Source organism: Candidatus Nealsonbacteria bacterium, assembly GCA_026396195.1.
Lineage (GTDB): Bacteria > Patescibacteriota > Minisyncoccia > Minisyncoccales > JAGGXC01 > JAPLXH01.
Genome location: JAPLXH010000005.1, coordinates 1 through 16,421, shown reverse-complemented (window position 1 = coordinate 16,421; position 16,421 = coordinate 1). Strand labels below are relative to the sequence as shown.

The window sequence follows — 16,421 nt, the reverse complement described above, 5'->3', positions numbered from 1 at the left end:
GCGGGGACTCGTAGACAACGTTAGAACCAGGATTAGGGAAAATAATGGGGTTTTTATGATGGATTTAGTCCATTAATGAACTATGTTAGGAACTACTTTATTTAAATTCATAAAAAATTAATCCAAAATCAGTGGTCGCTGTCATTATTTTTTGTGGCAGTTTATCTTTTAAGAAGCTAAATATATCTCCTAGGTTATTGGGTTCGGAGTAAATAACAATAAAAGTTTTATATAATTTAGACAAAAAAGTTGTTTGTTTTTTCTTAAGATAGAAAATATCACCCATTATTTGTTCTTCTGCTTTAAATATTTTTCCTAAATCCGTTTCTTTATTGGGCGTATAGCCCCTGTAAGTTGTGTAAACATAAAAACATTCAAATTCGTTCCAAGAATAAGATTTCTTCTTTTTTCCTTTAGAAATTTGAACTCCTGCATTGTCTAAACGAAAAGTTCTTAATTGATATGGATTAATCTTATTAAAGAAATATATAAGTAAAATACCTACAGCTACTGCAATTACAATAAATAAAAGCTCTTTTAAAGCAGCGTTAGTGCCATGTTGAATTTTAGTAGACCAAAATCCTGAATAGAAACTAAAGAAAGAAAAAATAATAAAAGAAAGAATTATCCACCATGTTTTTGAAATAAATTGTTGTAGTCTTTCTCTTTTTTCCGAAGGCGTTATTTCCCATTCAATTATTGATGTATTTTTAATTTCCATATTATTTAATTCTACCAAAAAACCGCTCTATTAAAAAGGTTTTGCTTAGCGGGGACTCGTAGACGACATTAGAACCAGAATTAGGGAGAATGGAGGGGTCTATATGGTAGATTTGGCGACAATTTGACGATGTTAGAACCTGTTTTACTGTGTGAAATTTGAAACATTCCAAATTACATCCCATTTTTGGTCTTCTTCATATATGTTAAGAAAAGAGTTCCATTTATAACGAGTTTCTATTCCAGGGCTGTTGAGCCCCATTTCTTCAAATATCAAAAGGTTATGCATTCCGTTTATTTTCGTTTTTTCAATCTTATCAACCCATCCTCCAACATCTAAAATTGTTTTCCATTCATTCCCAATCTTCTTATAAACATTAGAAAATTCAATCTGACCTCCACACCAATAGTCAACAACATATTCTTCTGTTTCTAAATTGTCATCTAATTCAATCTTAAAAATTTTTACTATAAAAGATTTCTCATATTCGGTAGAGCATTCTTTGTGGTCTTCTTTTGCTTTACTTTCTAACTCTTCTTTAACTCCTGCCGATATTTCCTGCTTCTCAACAAGGTTAGGAATAATCTCATTTATTTTTAATTCTTTTTCTCCTACATTAATCGCAACAATCTTACCATTCTCTTTTTCAACGTATATTCTATTATTATCAATTCCTTTTATAAACACATCTCCGCCAGGAGTCTTACATAAGGAAGAATAAGGATAATGTGAATAAGTATCATTATCAACTTGATATCCATTAGCAACACATTCTTCAAAATTAGTTACCGTTATTATCGTTGATGTCGCCATTTCTTCTTTCTCTGGAACCTTAATTTCTATTATTTGGCTCGCATTTTTCTCTATCTCTGCAATCTGCCAATAAGTAAATATTATTAATGCAACAGATAGGATTAAAATAATCCCTATGGCTATTGGTGTAGATATTTTCTTGTTCATATTCCCCTATTCTACCAAAAAACCGCCTCATTAAAAAGCGGCTGTTGTTTGCGGGGACTTGTAGACGTAGCATAAGTCCTGAGTACCCCCGAAGGACTTAGTCCTGAGCCTGCCGAAGGGTTAGAACCAGGATTAGGGAGAATAATGGGGATTTTTGTGATAAATTTAGGTTTTCTTACCGAACCATGTTAGAGCCTGTTATACATAGAGAGAAGCAATAGCCGCTAAAATAATACTTAATATCGCAAACCACTGTCCTTTCAATTCTTTCTTCTTAACATAAATTAAAGCTATTACTCCTAATATTAAAGCTGCAAAATTACCACCATAATCTAAAAGGCTATAAACAGTTTCGCGAGGAAAAGGATAAGGAATATATCTATCAATAAATGGAATAAGAAAAACAAAAGTTGAAAAAATAAAACTAAGAATTGCTAATTTACTTATTTTTTTCATGTTCTTTTATTCTACCAAAAAACCGCCTTATTAAAAAGCGGTGTTGTCGGCGGGGACTACGGGACTCGAACTTTCAGTGGACCTAGGCAGAATCCCTGCCTGCCGGCAGGCAGGGAACTGTTCCATCCCTACTTGTTCCGATAACTTTGGTGGACCCGGCGGGAATCGAACCCACAATCTCCTCATTGCAAATGAGGCGTTCTACCACTAAACTACGGGCCCACCAAAGTTATCAGGAATCCTCGATTTCCAATCGGGACAAATGTAGTGTTCTGCCATTAAACTATAGCAAGCTGAAGCTTGATATATCAAAATTCTGTTTTGCTATAGGCCCTTTTATAAGTGGGCGTGGAAGGAATCGAACCTTCGACCTCGTTCTTATCAGGAACGCGCTCTACCACTGAGCCACACGCCCTTATAACATGATTTTAATTAAAAATACAAAAACTGTAAACCCCCTCCCTTATAATAAGGGAGGGGGGTAAAGGCTTTTGTTTTTTAAGTTAGTATCTTAGAGTCGTTTCGAACTAAGCAATCGATCTTTGAAGGTACCGCGCAGAATATACTCTCTATTCACGCAGGCGCGGAATTGTTAAAAACAATTTTCCGCGGTTCGATTAATACCTTATAATTAAAATCCAAATTTCCGATTTCAATTATAGCCGACACTTAAAATTAAATAATTGATCCATCCCCAGGTTCCCCTAGGGGTGCCTTGTTACGACTTCGTCCTAATTACTAATCCTACCTTAAGACCTGCTAAAGCAGGCATATTGGGTATTATTAGCTCTTCTGACGTGACGGGCGGTGAGTACAAGACCCAGGAACATATTCATCGCCACATAGCTGATTGGCGATTACTAGCGATTCCAGCTTCATAAGGTCGGGTTTCAGACCTCAATCCGAACTGAGACCGGTTTTGGTGGGATTAGCTCCACGTTGCCGTTTAGCAACCCATTGTACCGGCCATTGTACCACGTGTGCAGCCCAGGACATCAAAGGGCCATGCTGATTTGGCGTCATCCCCGCCTTCCTCCCGATCGTCTCGGGCAGTTCTCTGTGACATATAAAACACAGAGTAGGGGTTGCGCAGGTTTCCCCATTTAAGGGAGCAACTCAAGCCACCTGCTGACGACAACCATGCAGCACCTGAACTAGTGTCCTTGTGGGTAGTCTCTGATTTCTCAGAGGTTTCACTAGTCTGTCAAGTCCTGGTAAGGTTCCTCGTTTGTTGTCGAATTGAGCCACATGGTCCACCGCTTGTGTGGGTCCCCGTCTATTCCTTTGAGTTTCGACGTTTACGGTATACTTCCCAGGCGGGATACTTAACGCGTTAGCTTCGCCACTGCAAGGGTCGACACTTACAATAGCCAGTATCCATCGTTTACAGCGTGGACTACAAGGGTATCTAATCCTTTTTGCTCCCCACGCTTTCGTCTCTCAGCGTCAGGATTGTTCTAGTTGAATGCCTTCGCTTTTGGTATTCCCGACGATATCAACGGATTTCACCCCTACACCGTCGGTTCTAACAACCCCTAACATCCTCTAGTCGAACAGTATTTCCAGCATCCTCAAAGTTAAGCTTTAAGTATTTAGCCAGAAACTTTTTCGACCGCCTACAGACACTTTACGCCCAGTAAATCCGGATAACGCTTGGGGCACTCGTATTACCGCCTCTGCTGGCACGAGTTTAGAGACCCCTTATTCCTGGAGTACATTCATCCCGATAAATCGGGATTAATCCCCCAGAAAAGCTCTTTACACAACAATGTTTCTTCGAGCACGCGGCGTCGCTCGTTCAGGCTTTCGCCCATTGACGAAGATTCTCGACTGCTGCCTCCCGTAGGAGTAGGGCCCGTGTCTCAGTGCCCTCGTTGGGGATCGTGCTCTCACACCCCCTACCCGTCATAGCCTTGGTAAGCCGTTACCTTACCAACAAGCTGATAGGCCGCAGCCCTATCCCGTACCGGCTTACGCCTTTACCCCTCGCTTACGCTCGGGGACTATCGGGAATTAGCTCCGATTTCTCGGAGTTATGCCCGTGTTCGGGGAAAGTAGCTACGTGTTACTAACTCGTTCGCCACTATTCCGATTCGCTTGCGCAAACCGGAACCGTTTGACTTGCATGCCTTATCCACGCCGCCAGCGTTCATCCTGAGCCAGGATCAAACTCTCAATAAAAATAGAGTTCGAAACGACTCTAAAACACTAACACTTAATTAACAACAATAAATTTTTAATGTTCTTGTATATTCAATACTACTTTTTTAAAAACCTCTGTCAACCCCCCCACTAATTTTACTTCGGGAGTTATTTGCGAAGCGCCAGTGGCGAATAGCCACATCCCGTCTTGAGGCGCAACGCTTCGCCAAAAAAGGTTTATGAGCTATTGGGCATACGCACTGCGCATAAAATTTATTAGTAAAATTAGTGGGGGGGTCAAGCAATTCAAGCCGGGAGAGGGATTCGAACCCACAACCTACAGTTTATCCCGATGTTCTTAAAATTCCGTAAAGCCACCTCGCGGGCTCGAACCGCGAACCTACAGTTTATCCCAGTAAAATCTTACTCGCCATACATTTCGTGAGCCGTCCGTCGGATTTGAACCGACAACCTACAGTTTACAAAACTGTTGCTCTACCATTGAGCTAGGACGGCGAGTTTAGATTTACGGGATCCCGAAGTTCTAATCCCGATTTCATCGGGAAAGATACTTCTGGGACAAAACTGTTGCTCTACCAATTGAGCTAAGGTGGCAACATCGGGATTGCTCTACCATTGAGCTATCCCCGGAGACAACTCATAATTATTATTTCAAAATTTTTTATCTTCGCCTTCTTTCTTTTTTTTAACCTCGTCCCAATAGTCATCCTTTCCTAAATTATTTTTTTCTTTTGCTTTTTCTCTTAAATTTTTAAGCTGGTCCTCAATTTTTTTTTCGAATCTTAAAGTAAAAACCCTGACTTTAGAAAGAATTTTCTGCAAGAATAGTTCAGGCGAGGAAAAAATTTTAAAAGTTAAGATTTTATCTTTTATTTTTAAAAAAATGTTTTTTCCTTCTAAAATGTCGATCTGCTGAAAAGCCGGCTCCTTCAAAAGCGGAATTTTTCTGATTAAAATGGCGCCTATTCCGGTAAGACTTGTTCCCAATATAATTTTGGCAATTAATTCTTCCATAAAAAACTAAATTTCGTAACGAACAAACTTTTTTATTGCCATATTCTCGCCTATCTTTGCTATAGACTCATCAATCAAATCCTTTATGGTTTTGTTTTCATCTTTTATCCAAACTTGAGATAAAAGAGAAACCTCTTCTTTGTATTTTTTTAATTTTCCTTCAATTATCTGGTCAACTATTTTTTGAGGTTTGCCGGAGTTTTTAAACTGTTCCTGGTAAATCTTTTTTTCACCGTCTAAAAATTCTGCGGGTATCTCTTCTTCTTTTAAAAACATTGGGTGCATAGCCGCTATTTGAAGAGAAATTTCGTGCGCTAGTTTTTTAAATTCTTCGGATTTTGCCACAAAATCAGTTTCGCAGTGGATTTGAAGCATTACCCCGACTTTTTTGTTGGGATGCAAATAAATATCAACCATTCCCTGTTTTGTTTCCCGGCTTACCCTTTTTAAAGAGACTTCTTTCCCCCATTTTCTTAAAATTTCTTTTGCTTTATCAATATCTCCGTTTGTTTCTTTCAAGGCCTTTTCACAATCGCTCATGGAGATGGAAGTTTCCTTTCTGAGTTGTTTTAATTTATCAATTAAAATCATATTTAAAAAAATAATTTTTTACTATTTCTCGCTTTTCGTTTCTTTTTTTGCTTTTTTAACCACTTCTTTTACTTTGTCTAAAATATATCTTACAGAAGACAAAGCATCGTCATTGGCTGGGATTGGAAAATCAACCAAAGTAGGGTCCACATTAGTATCGGCGATTGCAATTATTTTAATCTTTTTTTGTTTCACCTCTTCCAAAGCCACCCAGTCTTTTTTCATATCTAAGAGCAGCACGGCGTCGGGCAGTTTATCCATTTTTTTAAGACCGCCGAATTTTATTTCCAATTTTTTTAATTCTTGGTCAAAATCGGCTCTCTCTTTTTTAGTATATTTTTCAAGCTCCCCTTCCGCTTTCTTTCTTTCTAAATCTTTGAAATAGTCTATTCTTTTTTTAATGACGCTGAAATTACTGAAGGTTCCGCCAAGCCATCTTTCGTTAACATAAGGCAAATCAAGTTCTTGGCCCGTTTCTTTGACCAAGCTTTTAACTTGAATTTTAGTGCCGACTATCATTAAAATTTTATTCTGAGAAATTAAGCCCTGAATGAATTTTAGAGCCGCTTCAAGGCGTTCGGTTGTTTTTTCCAAGTCAATAATGTTTACGCTATTTCTTACCCCGGAAACATAAGGTTTCATCTTGGGATGGGAGCCGGAAGTACGATGACCGAAATGAACTCCGCAATTGGTCATTTCATCGGCATTAATCTGAAAATCGCCTCCTGCCGAGACGTTTTTAGAATGGGCTAAAATTTCTTTTTCTTCTCTTAATATGGCCATATATAATCTATTAAAATAATAAACATATAATAATATATCAAAAACTAATATATAATAATATATCAAAAATCAATATAAGTGTAATATATCAAAACTAAAAAATTAATCAAGAGACCTCTTAGGAACACATGTCGTTTTCCTTTGCCTTTCTTGATTTTTTTATTAATTTAAATTAGAATATTATATTGTCTTTATAAATTATACTTAAAAGTATCATAAAAATTTATGGCAAAAAAAGAAATTCATCCCAAATACTACCCCAATGCCAAGGTCCAATGCGCCTGCGGCAACTCTTTTACGGTTGGTTCAACAAAAGAATACATTGAAACTGAAATTTGCTCTAAATGCCACCCTTTCTATACCGGAAAAGATAAAATTCTAGACAAGATGGGACGAGTCGAAAAATTCAAAAAAAGATTGGCTAAGGCTAAAACCAAAGAAAAAAGCAAAAAATAAGCATGGAAAATGAAGTTAAAAAAGAATCCCAGGCCCTTATTTTTGAAATTAGAGCCGGAACCGGCGGCGAGGAAGCGGCTTTGTTTGTCAAAGACCTTTTCAGAATGTACTCAAATTACGCTCAATATAGAGGTTGGAAGCAAAAAACCTTGGATATAAATCCTACTTCTTTGAGGGGGCTAAAACATGTAATTTTCGAACTAAAAGGAGAGGGAGCTTGGGATAGCTTAAAACATGAAGGCGGCGTTCACCGGGTTCAACGTATTCCAAGAACCGAAAAAAACGGCCGAGTCCATACTTCAACTATCACCTGTGCCGTTTTATTGAAACCAAAACCAACGGAAATTCAAATCCGGCCGGAAAATTTAAAAATTGACGTTTACCGAGCATCGGGACCGGGCGGACAGAATGTAAATAAAAGAGAAACAGCCATCAGAATTACTCATTTGCCAACCGGCTTGGTAGTCACCTCTCAAACCGAAAGAAATCAGCTGGAAAATAAAGAAAACGCAATGAGCATTTTGGCGGCAAGGCTTCTTGAAAGACAAAAACAACTGGAGCAAGAAAAAATTACGGGAGAGCGAAAAAATCAGATAGGTTCGGCTGAAAGGTCAGAGAAAATACGTACTTATAATTTTCCCCAAGACCGGATAACCGACCATAGAATAAAAAAATCCTGGCATAATCTGGAAAAAATTTTAGATGGAAATTTAGAGCCAATAGTCAAGGCTTTTAAAAACAGTAACGCGTAATGAGTAATTGGTAATTAAAATCTGCCGAAAGGCAGATTTTTTATTACACGAATCCAACTAAAAAATCATATCCTGGCAATTTGAAGACATGGTTCCGTTGTCTATAAAACTCTGGATACAAGTTGCTCTTGCCTTTACACCAGCCGTGTAACCGGATGACCCGCCATAATACCTTGAAGCCGCACTGCTCTCTTTTGCCGAAGTCTGGGCTGAAGCTCCCAAATCAGCTAAAAATAGCCCTGCTGCCGTGAAAGAATCTTTTATTGCCCAGGGGTCGGCAAACAACCCAAGAAGAGTTTTTAATTTATCAGCATACAAGTTCCATGTTGAAGGAATAAATTGAGCAGGACCCATTGCCCCACCCCAGCCATAAGGGCTTCCCTTAGAATACATGGGTATCCAACAAGAAACTGGGGTATTATACGGATCCCTTCCTAAGGATGATGTTAACTCTAAAAAAGGAGAAACGTCTCTGGTCGGTTTCATTACCCTAATAGCTAAGTCCCCGCTAGATAACTTTTTTCCATCTCCTGTTTTAAGATCAGTAAGCACACATTGGCCAACATTCCTTCCAATGGCTGATTCTTGGCTAATAATAGCTAGAAGAAAAGCAGCCCTAACCCCTGTACTTTTTTCAACATACTTAGCCAGTTCAACCGCTTCTCCAAAACTTGGAGCCTTGGCAACTCCAATTAACGCAAAAATTCGAGACCTGATTTCCGCTGTTTGCTTCTCAACCTCTGTTTTTTCTTTTAAATATTTTTGGTATTCAGCTTCGGTCAGTTTTAAAAAATATTCTTGATCTTTTTTGTTTTTATCGTTCTCTGCTTTCTGAAGAATTTGCAATTTAACCGTTGACTCTAGTTGTCCTTCTTCATCCCCTAAAGACTTCTTTTGATCTTCTAATGAATTTTTTAAATTTTTAATATCTTCTAAAAGCTGCTGGTTTTTTTCATTCAAAGATTCCAAGGCTGTCAGGTTATCAAAAAAATCAGAAAGTTTTTCATTGCCGATTAAAATTTCTATCGTTGATTTTTGGTCTTGTTCGTAAACCTCTCTTAAAACCTCAGCCAACTGGCTTTTTGATTCTTCAATTTTTAGGGTAGTTTTGTCAATAGAACCTTGGGTGTCGTTAATCTGGAGACCTAAGTCTCTTATCATAATATTATTTTGGTCAATCTGATAATTCAGCTTTGTAATCTTGCCGGATAAAACAGAAATCTGGTTCTTTAAGGTTTTCTTTTCAGCTTCTGTTTTGCCGATATCCTCTGCGATTTTATCGCTTTTTTCTTGAAAATAAATTTCGCATTTTTCTAAAAGTTGCCGGCAATCAGTCGCCGAAAGACTTTCACAGTCCTTATCAAGCTTATCTATCTGGCAAATTTCTTCCAAATTTTCGTTTGCTTTTAAAAAAAACTTGGAAGCCGGCAAAGCAAAGCCCAAAACCAAAACAAATACCAGGAGTATTTGTAAAATTTTAAGCTTCATATTTTTTATTGTTTATTTTTTTGAGATTTTTCTTCTTTTTTCTCTTCTTTTTTCTCTTTTTTCTCTTCTTCTGTTTCTAACTCTTCCGTTTCCTTCTTCTTCTCTACTTTTTCTATTTCTTCTATTTTTTCTTCTATCGGTTTTTCCAGTTCTTCCTCCACTTTTGCCAGCGGTACCACGGAAGCCACAATTTCTCCGAGGTTTTTTAATATTTCCACGTTTTCCGGAATTTCCAAGTCTGAAATTTTTATATGGTCTTCAAAGGTTTTAATTTTTCCTATATTCACCTTAATTTCATGGGGAAGATTTTCAGGCAAAGCCCTGACTTCCAGTTCTGCAATGTTTTTAATCAAAGTACCTCCCAAGCTCTTTACTGCTTCCGATTCTCCCTCGAAAACTAAAGGAATTTTAATTTGAATTTTTTCTTTCAAGGAAGGCTGATAAAAGTCAACATGAATAAATTTCCCGGTTAAAGGGTCTTTCTGGAAATCATGAATTAAAACCAAGTATTTTTCTTTTTTTCCTTCTATTTTTAAAGACACAAGAGAACTTCCCTTGGCTTTGCTGTACGTTTTTCCGAAACTTTTGCTTTCCACTTCCAAAGATACGGGTTTCATTTTTGACCCGTATACAACGGCAGGCAAAACTCCTTTTTTTCGGAGTTTTTTTGTTTTTCTGCCGGCCTCCTTTCTGATATTGGCGTTAATTTCTAACATTTTATTATTTTTTTATTTATTTTTTATTTCAATGCATTGAACCGGGCATCCTTCGGCCGCGTCTTTGGCGCAACTAAGCTCTTCTATTGTTTTCTCGTATTTTTCGCTTTCCTTGTCTATCAAGTTTGACCCTATCAAATGGGCCTTGCCGTCATCCCTCATTTCAAAGTATTTAGCGCACAAACTCGCGCAAGTGCCGCAACCGATACATTTTGATTCTTCTTGAATAATTTTCATTTTTTTAGATTTATACTGCTTAATTATATAAACTGGTTATATTATTTAATCGTAAACGAATTTACATTCTACTCGATTGTAAATTCGTTAGAATGATATATTTTATTGGCTTGAAACTCCGCTCCAACCTGACAATTGGCGCAAAAAGGAATAGCAATGCGATGAATCCCCTTTCCCCCGAACAATATTGTTTCAAAAGCTTTGATTTCTCCGGCTGTCATGCATTTTACAATTAAATCTTTATTTTGCAAGGGCACGTATTTATAAAGCGACCACCTGCTGTCTTCTTTTCTTTCCAAAAAATAAGGAAAAAAATTAGAAAAACAAAGCGTATCCCTGGATTCGTTTTTTATTTTTAATCTTAAAGCTTCTTCTTCCTGATAATTCGCTTTGTCGGTAGAAATGGCAACGTTTTGTGCCTCGTAATTTTTCAAAATTATCCAATTTCTAACCAGCCAAAAAAGAACGATTGTCAAAAATAATAATAAAATCCATAAAATAATTTTAAAAGCATTTTTGCTTTTGACTTTGGTTTTCATTTTTTTTATTTTTTTATTTTTAATAAAAAGTTTTTTGAAATTTTAAAAAGAATATTTTTCAACCAAATCTACGGTACCCTCCACATCTAATTCATCGAAGATAAGGGCAAATTTACTTTCTAATTCTTCAGAAATTTTATCTCTGGCTTTTTGAGGAATGGCCCATATTTCTTTTTTAAACGGTCCCAAGGCTTTTTTCCGGGTTTTATAAAAAAATTGCTCTTCCGTCTGGTCCGGCTTTCGTTCGCCTTCCGCTTCTTTCTTCAACCAGTCGGATATTTTTTCTTTTAATTGAGCCGGAAAATAAGGGCTGTCATAAACTATATTCTGGAAAGCGGTTGCCAAATGAATTTCTACCGCTTCCGCCTTAACGAACTTATCAAAATATTCTTCCGGCAAGGTTGATGCTCCGTGCTGGACCGCTCCTCCCATCCCATGTTTTCGAGCTTCCTTTGAGAGTTTATTTAGGGTCTCAAAATCAATATCCACTTTTTTAATCTCTCCCGAGGGCAGGACAATTCCTCCATGGGTTGCTCCGGTTTGGACTGCTATTTTTATCAAGCCTTTCATTTTGCCGAATTTTTTAATTTCTTCGTTGTATCCTTCAACAAAAACTTTAAGGTCTTTTGGAGTGCTGTTTTTTCCTCCAATTTCTCCCACCTCCCCTCCAATTGAAATTACAATGTTTTTTGGCTCTATTTCCCGGACATAAGAAGTCAGCAGAGCTGTCAACTCAAAATTATATTTTTGCTGCTCCCTTAGGTCTTTTTCGTCCAACTTGACCAAGGTGGAACAATCAAGGTCAATATTATAAGCTCCAGCCTCTATTGATTCTTTAATGAGTTTTTTCACAACTGAAAGTTCTTCCTGTTTTTGCTTATCATCGAAAAACTTTTCGGCCTTAATTTGAAAATGGTCTCCTTGAAAAAACAAATTTCCCTTAAATCCTTCTTTTATTCCCGCTGCCAATATTACAGGAACATATTCCGACATTTTTTGGTCGGTATAGCTAATTTCAGAACGGGCTATTTCAAAAATGAAAGCTCCTACTTTTTTCTTTAAAACTTGCCTGAAGACCGCCCTAGCGGTATCAAAGGTCAAAGTCCTGATATTAAAAGCCGGAACAGAAAAGCCCTTCCATTCGTTTTTTGCCCTGGCTTTGTATAAATTATAAGTGGAGGCCAATTTTATTCCTTGGGCCTTGGCTCTTTTTTTGATTTCTTCGGCTGCCTCTTTATTATTTTCAAAAACTAATTCATAGACTAACTTTTCAATATTTTCTTTCATTTTTTATTAAAAAATATTTTAGCTATAATGATAGCTTTTCTTTCAATTTTTCTGTTAATTTCTTTGACCCGATATATACCGGGGTTCTTTGATCAACCTCGGTGGGAATAATTTCCAAAATGCGGTTCTTGCCGTCAATAGCTGCTCCCTGAGCTTTTTCGGCTATAAAAGCCATGGGTCCCACTTCAAAAAGCAATCTGAGCTTTCCTTTCGGTTTATCAATCAAGGCGGGATAAGTATAAATACCGCCATAAATCAATACTTGATGAAAATCAGGCACAAATGAACCGCTATAGCGAAGTTTAAAGCCTTCTTTTTCTAAATCACCAATAACGGAATTGTGAGAACTTGTCCATTCCTTCCTGAGTCCGCCCGGAGAATATAAATTTCCTTCCGGAATAATTAATTTTTCTTTTACCAAATTAAAAACTCCTTTTTTATTATAAACAAATTGAGATACGCCATTTTTATCGGCAAAAACCATTAAGTTAAGCGGGCCCAATAAAATGTAGAAAGCCTGAGTAATATTTTTTGGTCCGCTCATTATATCGCCATTTTCGTAGATAGAAACGATAATTCCTACGGCCAAATCAGTGGGAATAAGAGATGACCCGTCAAGATGGTCAATTGTAACGCCAAAATGGCCTCGCTTAGAATCCATTTGAATCACGCTTTCTTCTTCTTCGCTGCCTGCTTGTTTGACCAGCTTAGAATCAAGAAAAGCTTTGAGCAATATTTCATTGGCTTTTTTATCAAGCTTTATCTGTTCCTCCCCATAAATATTATAAATACTGGTTTTTTCGCCGCCACCCAAAAATTCATCTTTAATGGGTTTTATCTGGTCAACAATAACATTAACTAAACCTCTCAGCTCTTTAGAATGCCCGTTTTTTTTCAAATAATCGTCGAGATTCATAAAATTTTTATTATATCATTATATCATTTTTTATTAAGCTGAGCCAAGCTTAAAATGGTCTTAATCACGGATTCCGGATTCAAAGAAATGCTTTCAATTCCTTCCTCAATCAAAAATTGGGCGAATTCCGGCCAAATACTGGGCGCTTCTCCGCAAATTCCCGAATATTTTCCTTTTTCTTTGCAAAGCTTAATCACCTTTCTTATCATTTTTTTAACGGCTAAATTTCTTTCATCGGCAATATGAGAAATCCTGGCATTGTCCCTGTCCATGCCCATTGTTAACTGGGTCAGGTCGTTGGAGCCTATGCTCATCCCGTCAAAAACTTCTAAAAATTCTTCCGCTAAAATCACGTTTGAAGGAATCTCGCACATTACAATGACCCTTAAGCCGTCTTTTCCTTTTTCCAATCCCATTTTTTGCATTAGCTGAATTACTTTTTTTCCTTCTTCGGGAGTCCGGCAAAAAGGAATCATTACGACAATATTATCCAATCCAAAAGTTTCTCTCACTTTTTTAATAGCCTGGCACTCCATTTCAAAGGCCGGAAGAAATTCTTGGTCAAGATATCTCGAAGCGCCCCGAAAACCCAGCATCGGGTTTGATTCTTCTCCTTCAAAATATTCGCCGCCAATCAATCCCTTGTATTCATTCGTTTTAAAATCGGACAAACGAAGAATAACGGGCTTGGGATAGAAAGCTGAGGCAATATGGGAAATGCCTTCGGCCAGTTTATCAATAAAATATTGTTTTTTATCTTTGTATCCGAAAGTGATTTCTTCTATTTCCTTTTTTATTTTTTTATCTTTTATTTTATTTAAATGACACAAAGCTAAAGGATGAATCCTTATTTTTTCGGCAACAATGAATTCTTCTCTGGCCAATCCGACCCCGTCAACGGGTAAAGAAGCAAACTTAAAAGCAATTTCCGGAGCTCCGATATTCGCCATTATTTTTACCGGTAGCTTGGGAATCTCATCTAAATTATATCTTTCGATTTTAAAGGGAACTTTTCCCGAAAAAACCCGGCCCGAAAGTCCCTGGCTGCAATCTAAAGTCACCAATTGGCCGTTTTTTAAAACCTTGGTGGCTCTCTTGGCCCCGACAATGCAAGTAATGCTCAATTCCCGAGCTACAATCGCCGCGTGGCAGGTTTTGCCCCCTTCGTCAGTAATAACCGCCGAAGATATTCTCATTAAGGGAACCCAATCAGGGTCTGTCATTTTAGTTACCAAAATTTCCCCTTTTGTAAATTGCATCATCTTGGAAATATCGGAAATTATTTTAACTTTCCCCTGAACAACCTTGTTCCCCACCGCAATACCCTCTAGGAGCGCTTTTTGGTTTGTTTTTATATGATATTCTTCAACGCTAACCTTGGATTTTATTGCGTGAATTGTTTCGGGCCTGGATTGAACAATAAAAATTTTCCCGGTTTCTCCGTCTTTTGCCCATTCCATGTCTTGGGGCATCCATTTTCCGGCTTTCTGGGAATAATGGTCTTCGATAATCAAGGCCCATTTTGCCAAGGTTAAAACTTCCTCGTCGCTTATGGAAAATTTTAACTGGTCTTTCTTGGAAACTTTTGCTTCTTTTAATCCGCCGCCTTTTCCGTAAACATATTTTTTTGTTTTTCTGCCTATGCTTTTGGAAATTATCGGCTTAAAGGGTTCCTTCAGGGTGGGTTTAAAAACATAAAATTGGTCGGGAGTTATTTGACCCTTGACAATCATTTCTCCGATACCAAAAGTTCCGTTAATTAAAATCACGTTTTTAAAACCGGTTTCCGTATCCAAACTGAACATAATACCGGCCGATGACAAATCCGACCTCACCATTTTTTGCACTCCAACGGATAAGGCAATATTAAGATGGTCAAATCCTTTTTCATCCCGATAAGAAATCGCTCTATTGGTAAACAAAGAAGCCATGCAATCCTTGATGGCTTTTAATAATTTTTCGGAGCCGGAAACATTTAAAAAAGTCTCGTGCTGGCCGGCAAAAGAAGCCGACGGCAAATCTTCGGCAGTGGCCGAGCTTCTTACCGCCACGTCAACCTGTTTTTTATTATATTTTTGAGATAATTTTTGATAACTCTCCAAAATTTCTTTTTTAAGGTCTTCGGGGAATTCGGATTTTAAAATCAATTGCCTGCAAGTTTTTCCGGTTATTTTTAAACTTTCCAAGCTTTTTGGGTTAAATCTGCCAAAAGCTTCCTTTATTTTAATATCAATTTTATTTTCCTTTAAATAATACCAAAAAGCTTCGGCTGTTAACGCAAACCCGTCTGGGATGCTTACTCCTTTTTGATTTAATTGAGAAAACATTTCTCCTAAAGAAGCGTTTTTTCCTCCAACCAAAGGAACGTCTTTTGAGGTAATTTCTTCAAACCAAAGAATATATTTTTTTTCCATATTTATTTATTATTTAGAGTTTAATTTTTAAAATATTCTGATTATGTCTTTAATGGTGGCGACCACTAAAAGACAAATCAACAGAACAAAACAAACAGTTGTTATTTTTTGTTCCAACCTGGAATCTACGGCCTTGCCTTTTATAGCTTCTATTGTCAAAAAAAGCATTTTTCCGCCATCTAAAGCCGGAATCGGCAAAAGATTGGTTAAGGCCAGAAAAATAGCGACTTGCGATATAAACATTAAAATATAATTAACGCCCAATTTCGACATTTTATAAAAAAGATGGGTAATTCCTACCGGTCCCACTATTTCCGCTCCTGGCGGCAATTCTTTTGTTTTAATTAAACTTGAAAAGATTTGAATCCAACCGTTAATTGCGCCTATTGTTAATTTTTTTGTTACGACAACGCCCTCAATGGGAGCTTTATACCAAGGAGATCTTATAAAAATTACCCTTGTCAAGCCAACGCCCATAGGAGCAGAGGAAGAAGATAGAACCAATGAAGTTTGTAAATTTTTTTCTCCTCTATCTAAAATTAATGTAATTTCTTTTCCTTTATGCGAAGCAGAAAAATCTTGCACTTGTTTCACTTTGTTAACAGAAATTTCATTATTTTCAAATTTCATTATTCTGATAGAATCTCCCATTTCTATTCCTGCTTTTTGGGCTGGCGAATCTTTTAAAACTTCGGAGATTATAATGTTTGGATTTAAAGCATCGTATTCTTCATCATCGTCTACTCCCGTAGGTATCCCCCACAGAGCCGAAACAAAAGATAAAATAATTACAGCAATTATCCAGAAACTGACTACTCCTCCTAATATAATCAACATTCTTTGCCAAATTGGTTTAGCTAAAAAATTCCAAGGTTCCTTGTTTCCTTCTCCCTCTTCTCCGCAAATCTTAACAAAAGCGCCAAATGGA

Annotated in this window: 16 protein-coding genes, 3 tRNA genes and 1 rRNA gene; 2 read left to right on the top strand and 18 right to left on the bottom strand. The window is 37.3% G+C overall.

Going from position 1 to position 16,421, the window contains the following annotated elements:
* Window positions 1–97: 97 nt before the first annotated feature.
* From NTU58_01110 to rpsB, 10 genes are all read right to left on the bottom strand, one after another.
* Complete coding sequence (locus NTU58_01110) at window positions 98–721, bottom strand: hypothetical protein (protein ID MCX6764287.1); 624 nt, start codon at window positions 719–721, stop codon at window positions 98–100.
* A 144-nt stretch (window positions 722–865) separates the two neighbouring features.
* Window positions 866–1,681, bottom strand: a complete 816-nt coding sequence (locus NTU58_01105; GenBank protein MCX6764286.1) for a hypothetical protein — start codon at window positions 1,679–1,681, stop codon at window positions 866–868.
* A 198-nt stretch (window positions 1,682–1,879) separates the two neighbouring features.
* Window positions 1,880–2,137: a hypothetical protein gene (locus NTU58_01100; protein MCX6764285.1), complete on the bottom strand. Its 258-nt coding sequence runs from the start codon at window positions 2,135–2,137 to the stop codon at window positions 1,880–1,882.
* Between the two features lie 147 nt (window positions 2,138–2,284).
* Window positions 2,285–2,359: transfer RNA gene (locus NTU58_01095), tRNA-Ala, on the bottom strand.
* Between the two features lie 121 nt (window positions 2,360–2,480).
* Window positions 2,481–2,552, bottom strand: a tRNA-Ile gene (locus tag NTU58_01090).
* A gap of 261 nt (window positions 2,553–2,813) precedes the next feature.
* Window positions 2,814–4,318: ribosomal RNA gene (locus NTU58_01085) — 16S ribosomal RNA — on the bottom strand.
* A gap of 405 nt (window positions 4,319–4,723) precedes the next feature.
* A tRNA-Thr gene (locus NTU58_01080) sits at window positions 4,724–4,795 on the bottom strand.
* A 156-nt stretch (window positions 4,796–4,951) separates the two neighbouring features.
* Window positions 4,952–5,314, bottom strand: coding sequence for a hypothetical protein (locus tag NTU58_01075; protein ID MCX6764284.1), 363 nt, complete (start codon window positions 5,312–5,314; stop codon window positions 4,952–4,954).
* Between the two features lie 6 nt (window positions 5,315–5,320).
* Window positions 5,321–5,905 (bottom strand): elongation factor Ts, encoded by a 585-nt coding sequence (gene tsf / locus NTU58_01070; GenBank protein MCX6764283.1) that lies wholly within the window; start codon window positions 5,903–5,905, stop codon window positions 5,321–5,323.
* A 21-nt stretch (window positions 5,906–5,926) separates the two neighbouring features.
* A complete protein-coding gene (gene rpsB, locus NTU58_01065; GenBank protein ID MCX6764282.1) occupies window positions 5,927–6,688 on the bottom strand; it encodes a 30S ribosomal protein S2 in 762 nt (253 codons plus the stop codon).
* A gap of 225 nt (window positions 6,689–6,913) precedes the next feature.
* Between rpsB and rpmE the strand changes: the two genes are divergently transcribed.
* Both rpmE and NTU58_01055 read left to right on the top strand, forming a co-directional pair.
* Window positions 6,914–7,144: a 50S ribosomal protein L31 gene (gene rpmE / locus NTU58_01060; GenBank protein MCX6764281.1), complete on the top strand. Its 231-nt coding sequence runs from the start codon at window positions 6,914–6,916 to the stop codon at window positions 7,142–7,144.
* 2 nt (window positions 7,145–7,146) lie between these two features.
* Entirely contained in the window at window positions 7,147–7,896 is a 750-nt protein-coding gene (locus tag NTU58_01055; GenBank protein MCX6764280.1) for a PCRF domain-containing protein, read from the top strand.
* 57 nt (window positions 7,897–7,953) lie between these two features.
* On the opposite strand, the gene NTU58_01050 is transcribed toward NTU58_01055, so the two are convergent.
* The 8 genes from NTU58_01050 to NTU58_01015 all read right to left on the bottom strand — a co-directional run.
* Window positions 7,954–9,384: a lytic murein transglycosylase gene (locus NTU58_01050; protein MCX6764279.1), complete on the bottom strand. Its 1,431-nt coding sequence runs from the start codon at window positions 9,382–9,384 to the stop codon at window positions 7,954–7,956.
* 5 nt (window positions 9,385–9,389) lie between these two features.
* Complete coding sequence (locus NTU58_01045) at window positions 9,390–10,100, bottom strand: 50S ribosomal protein L25 (GenBank protein ID MCX6764278.1); 711 nt, start codon at window positions 10,098–10,100, stop codon at window positions 9,390–9,392.
* 12 nt (window positions 10,101–10,112) lie between these two features.
* On the bottom strand, window positions 10,113–10,337 hold the full coding sequence (locus NTU58_01040; GenBank protein ID MCX6764277.1) for a ferredoxin: 225 nt from the start codon (window positions 10,335–10,337) through the stop codon (window positions 10,113–10,115).
* Window positions 10,338–10,405: 68 nt separating this feature from the next.
* The gene (locus NTU58_01035) at window positions 10,406–10,876 is read right to left on the bottom strand and encodes a hypothetical protein (protein MCX6764276.1); all 471 of its coding nucleotides are present in this window, start codon (window positions 10,874–10,876) and stop codon (window positions 10,406–10,408) included.
* A 42-nt stretch (window positions 10,877–10,918) separates the two neighbouring features.
* Window positions 10,919–12,163, bottom strand: coding sequence for a class II fructose-bisphosphate aldolase (locus tag NTU58_01030; GenBank protein ID MCX6764275.1), 1,245 nt, complete (start codon window positions 12,161–12,163; stop codon window positions 10,919–10,921).
* 22 nt (window positions 12,164–12,185) lie between these two features.
* Window positions 12,186–13,079 (bottom strand): fructose-1,6-bisphosphatase, encoded by an 894-nt coding sequence (locus NTU58_01025; protein MCX6764274.1) that lies wholly within the window; start codon window positions 13,077–13,079, stop codon window positions 12,186–12,188.
* Window positions 13,080–13,102: 23 nt separating this feature from the next.
* Window positions 13,103–15,493, bottom strand: a complete 2,391-nt coding sequence (gene ppsA, locus NTU58_01020; protein MCX6764273.1) for a phosphoenolpyruvate synthase — start codon at window positions 15,491–15,493, stop codon at window positions 13,103–13,105.
* 27 nt (window positions 15,494–15,520) lie between these two features.
* The coding region (locus NTU58_01015; protein MCX6764272.1) for a M50 family metallopeptidase at window positions 15,521–16,421 on the bottom strand (901 nt) is incomplete at its 5' end.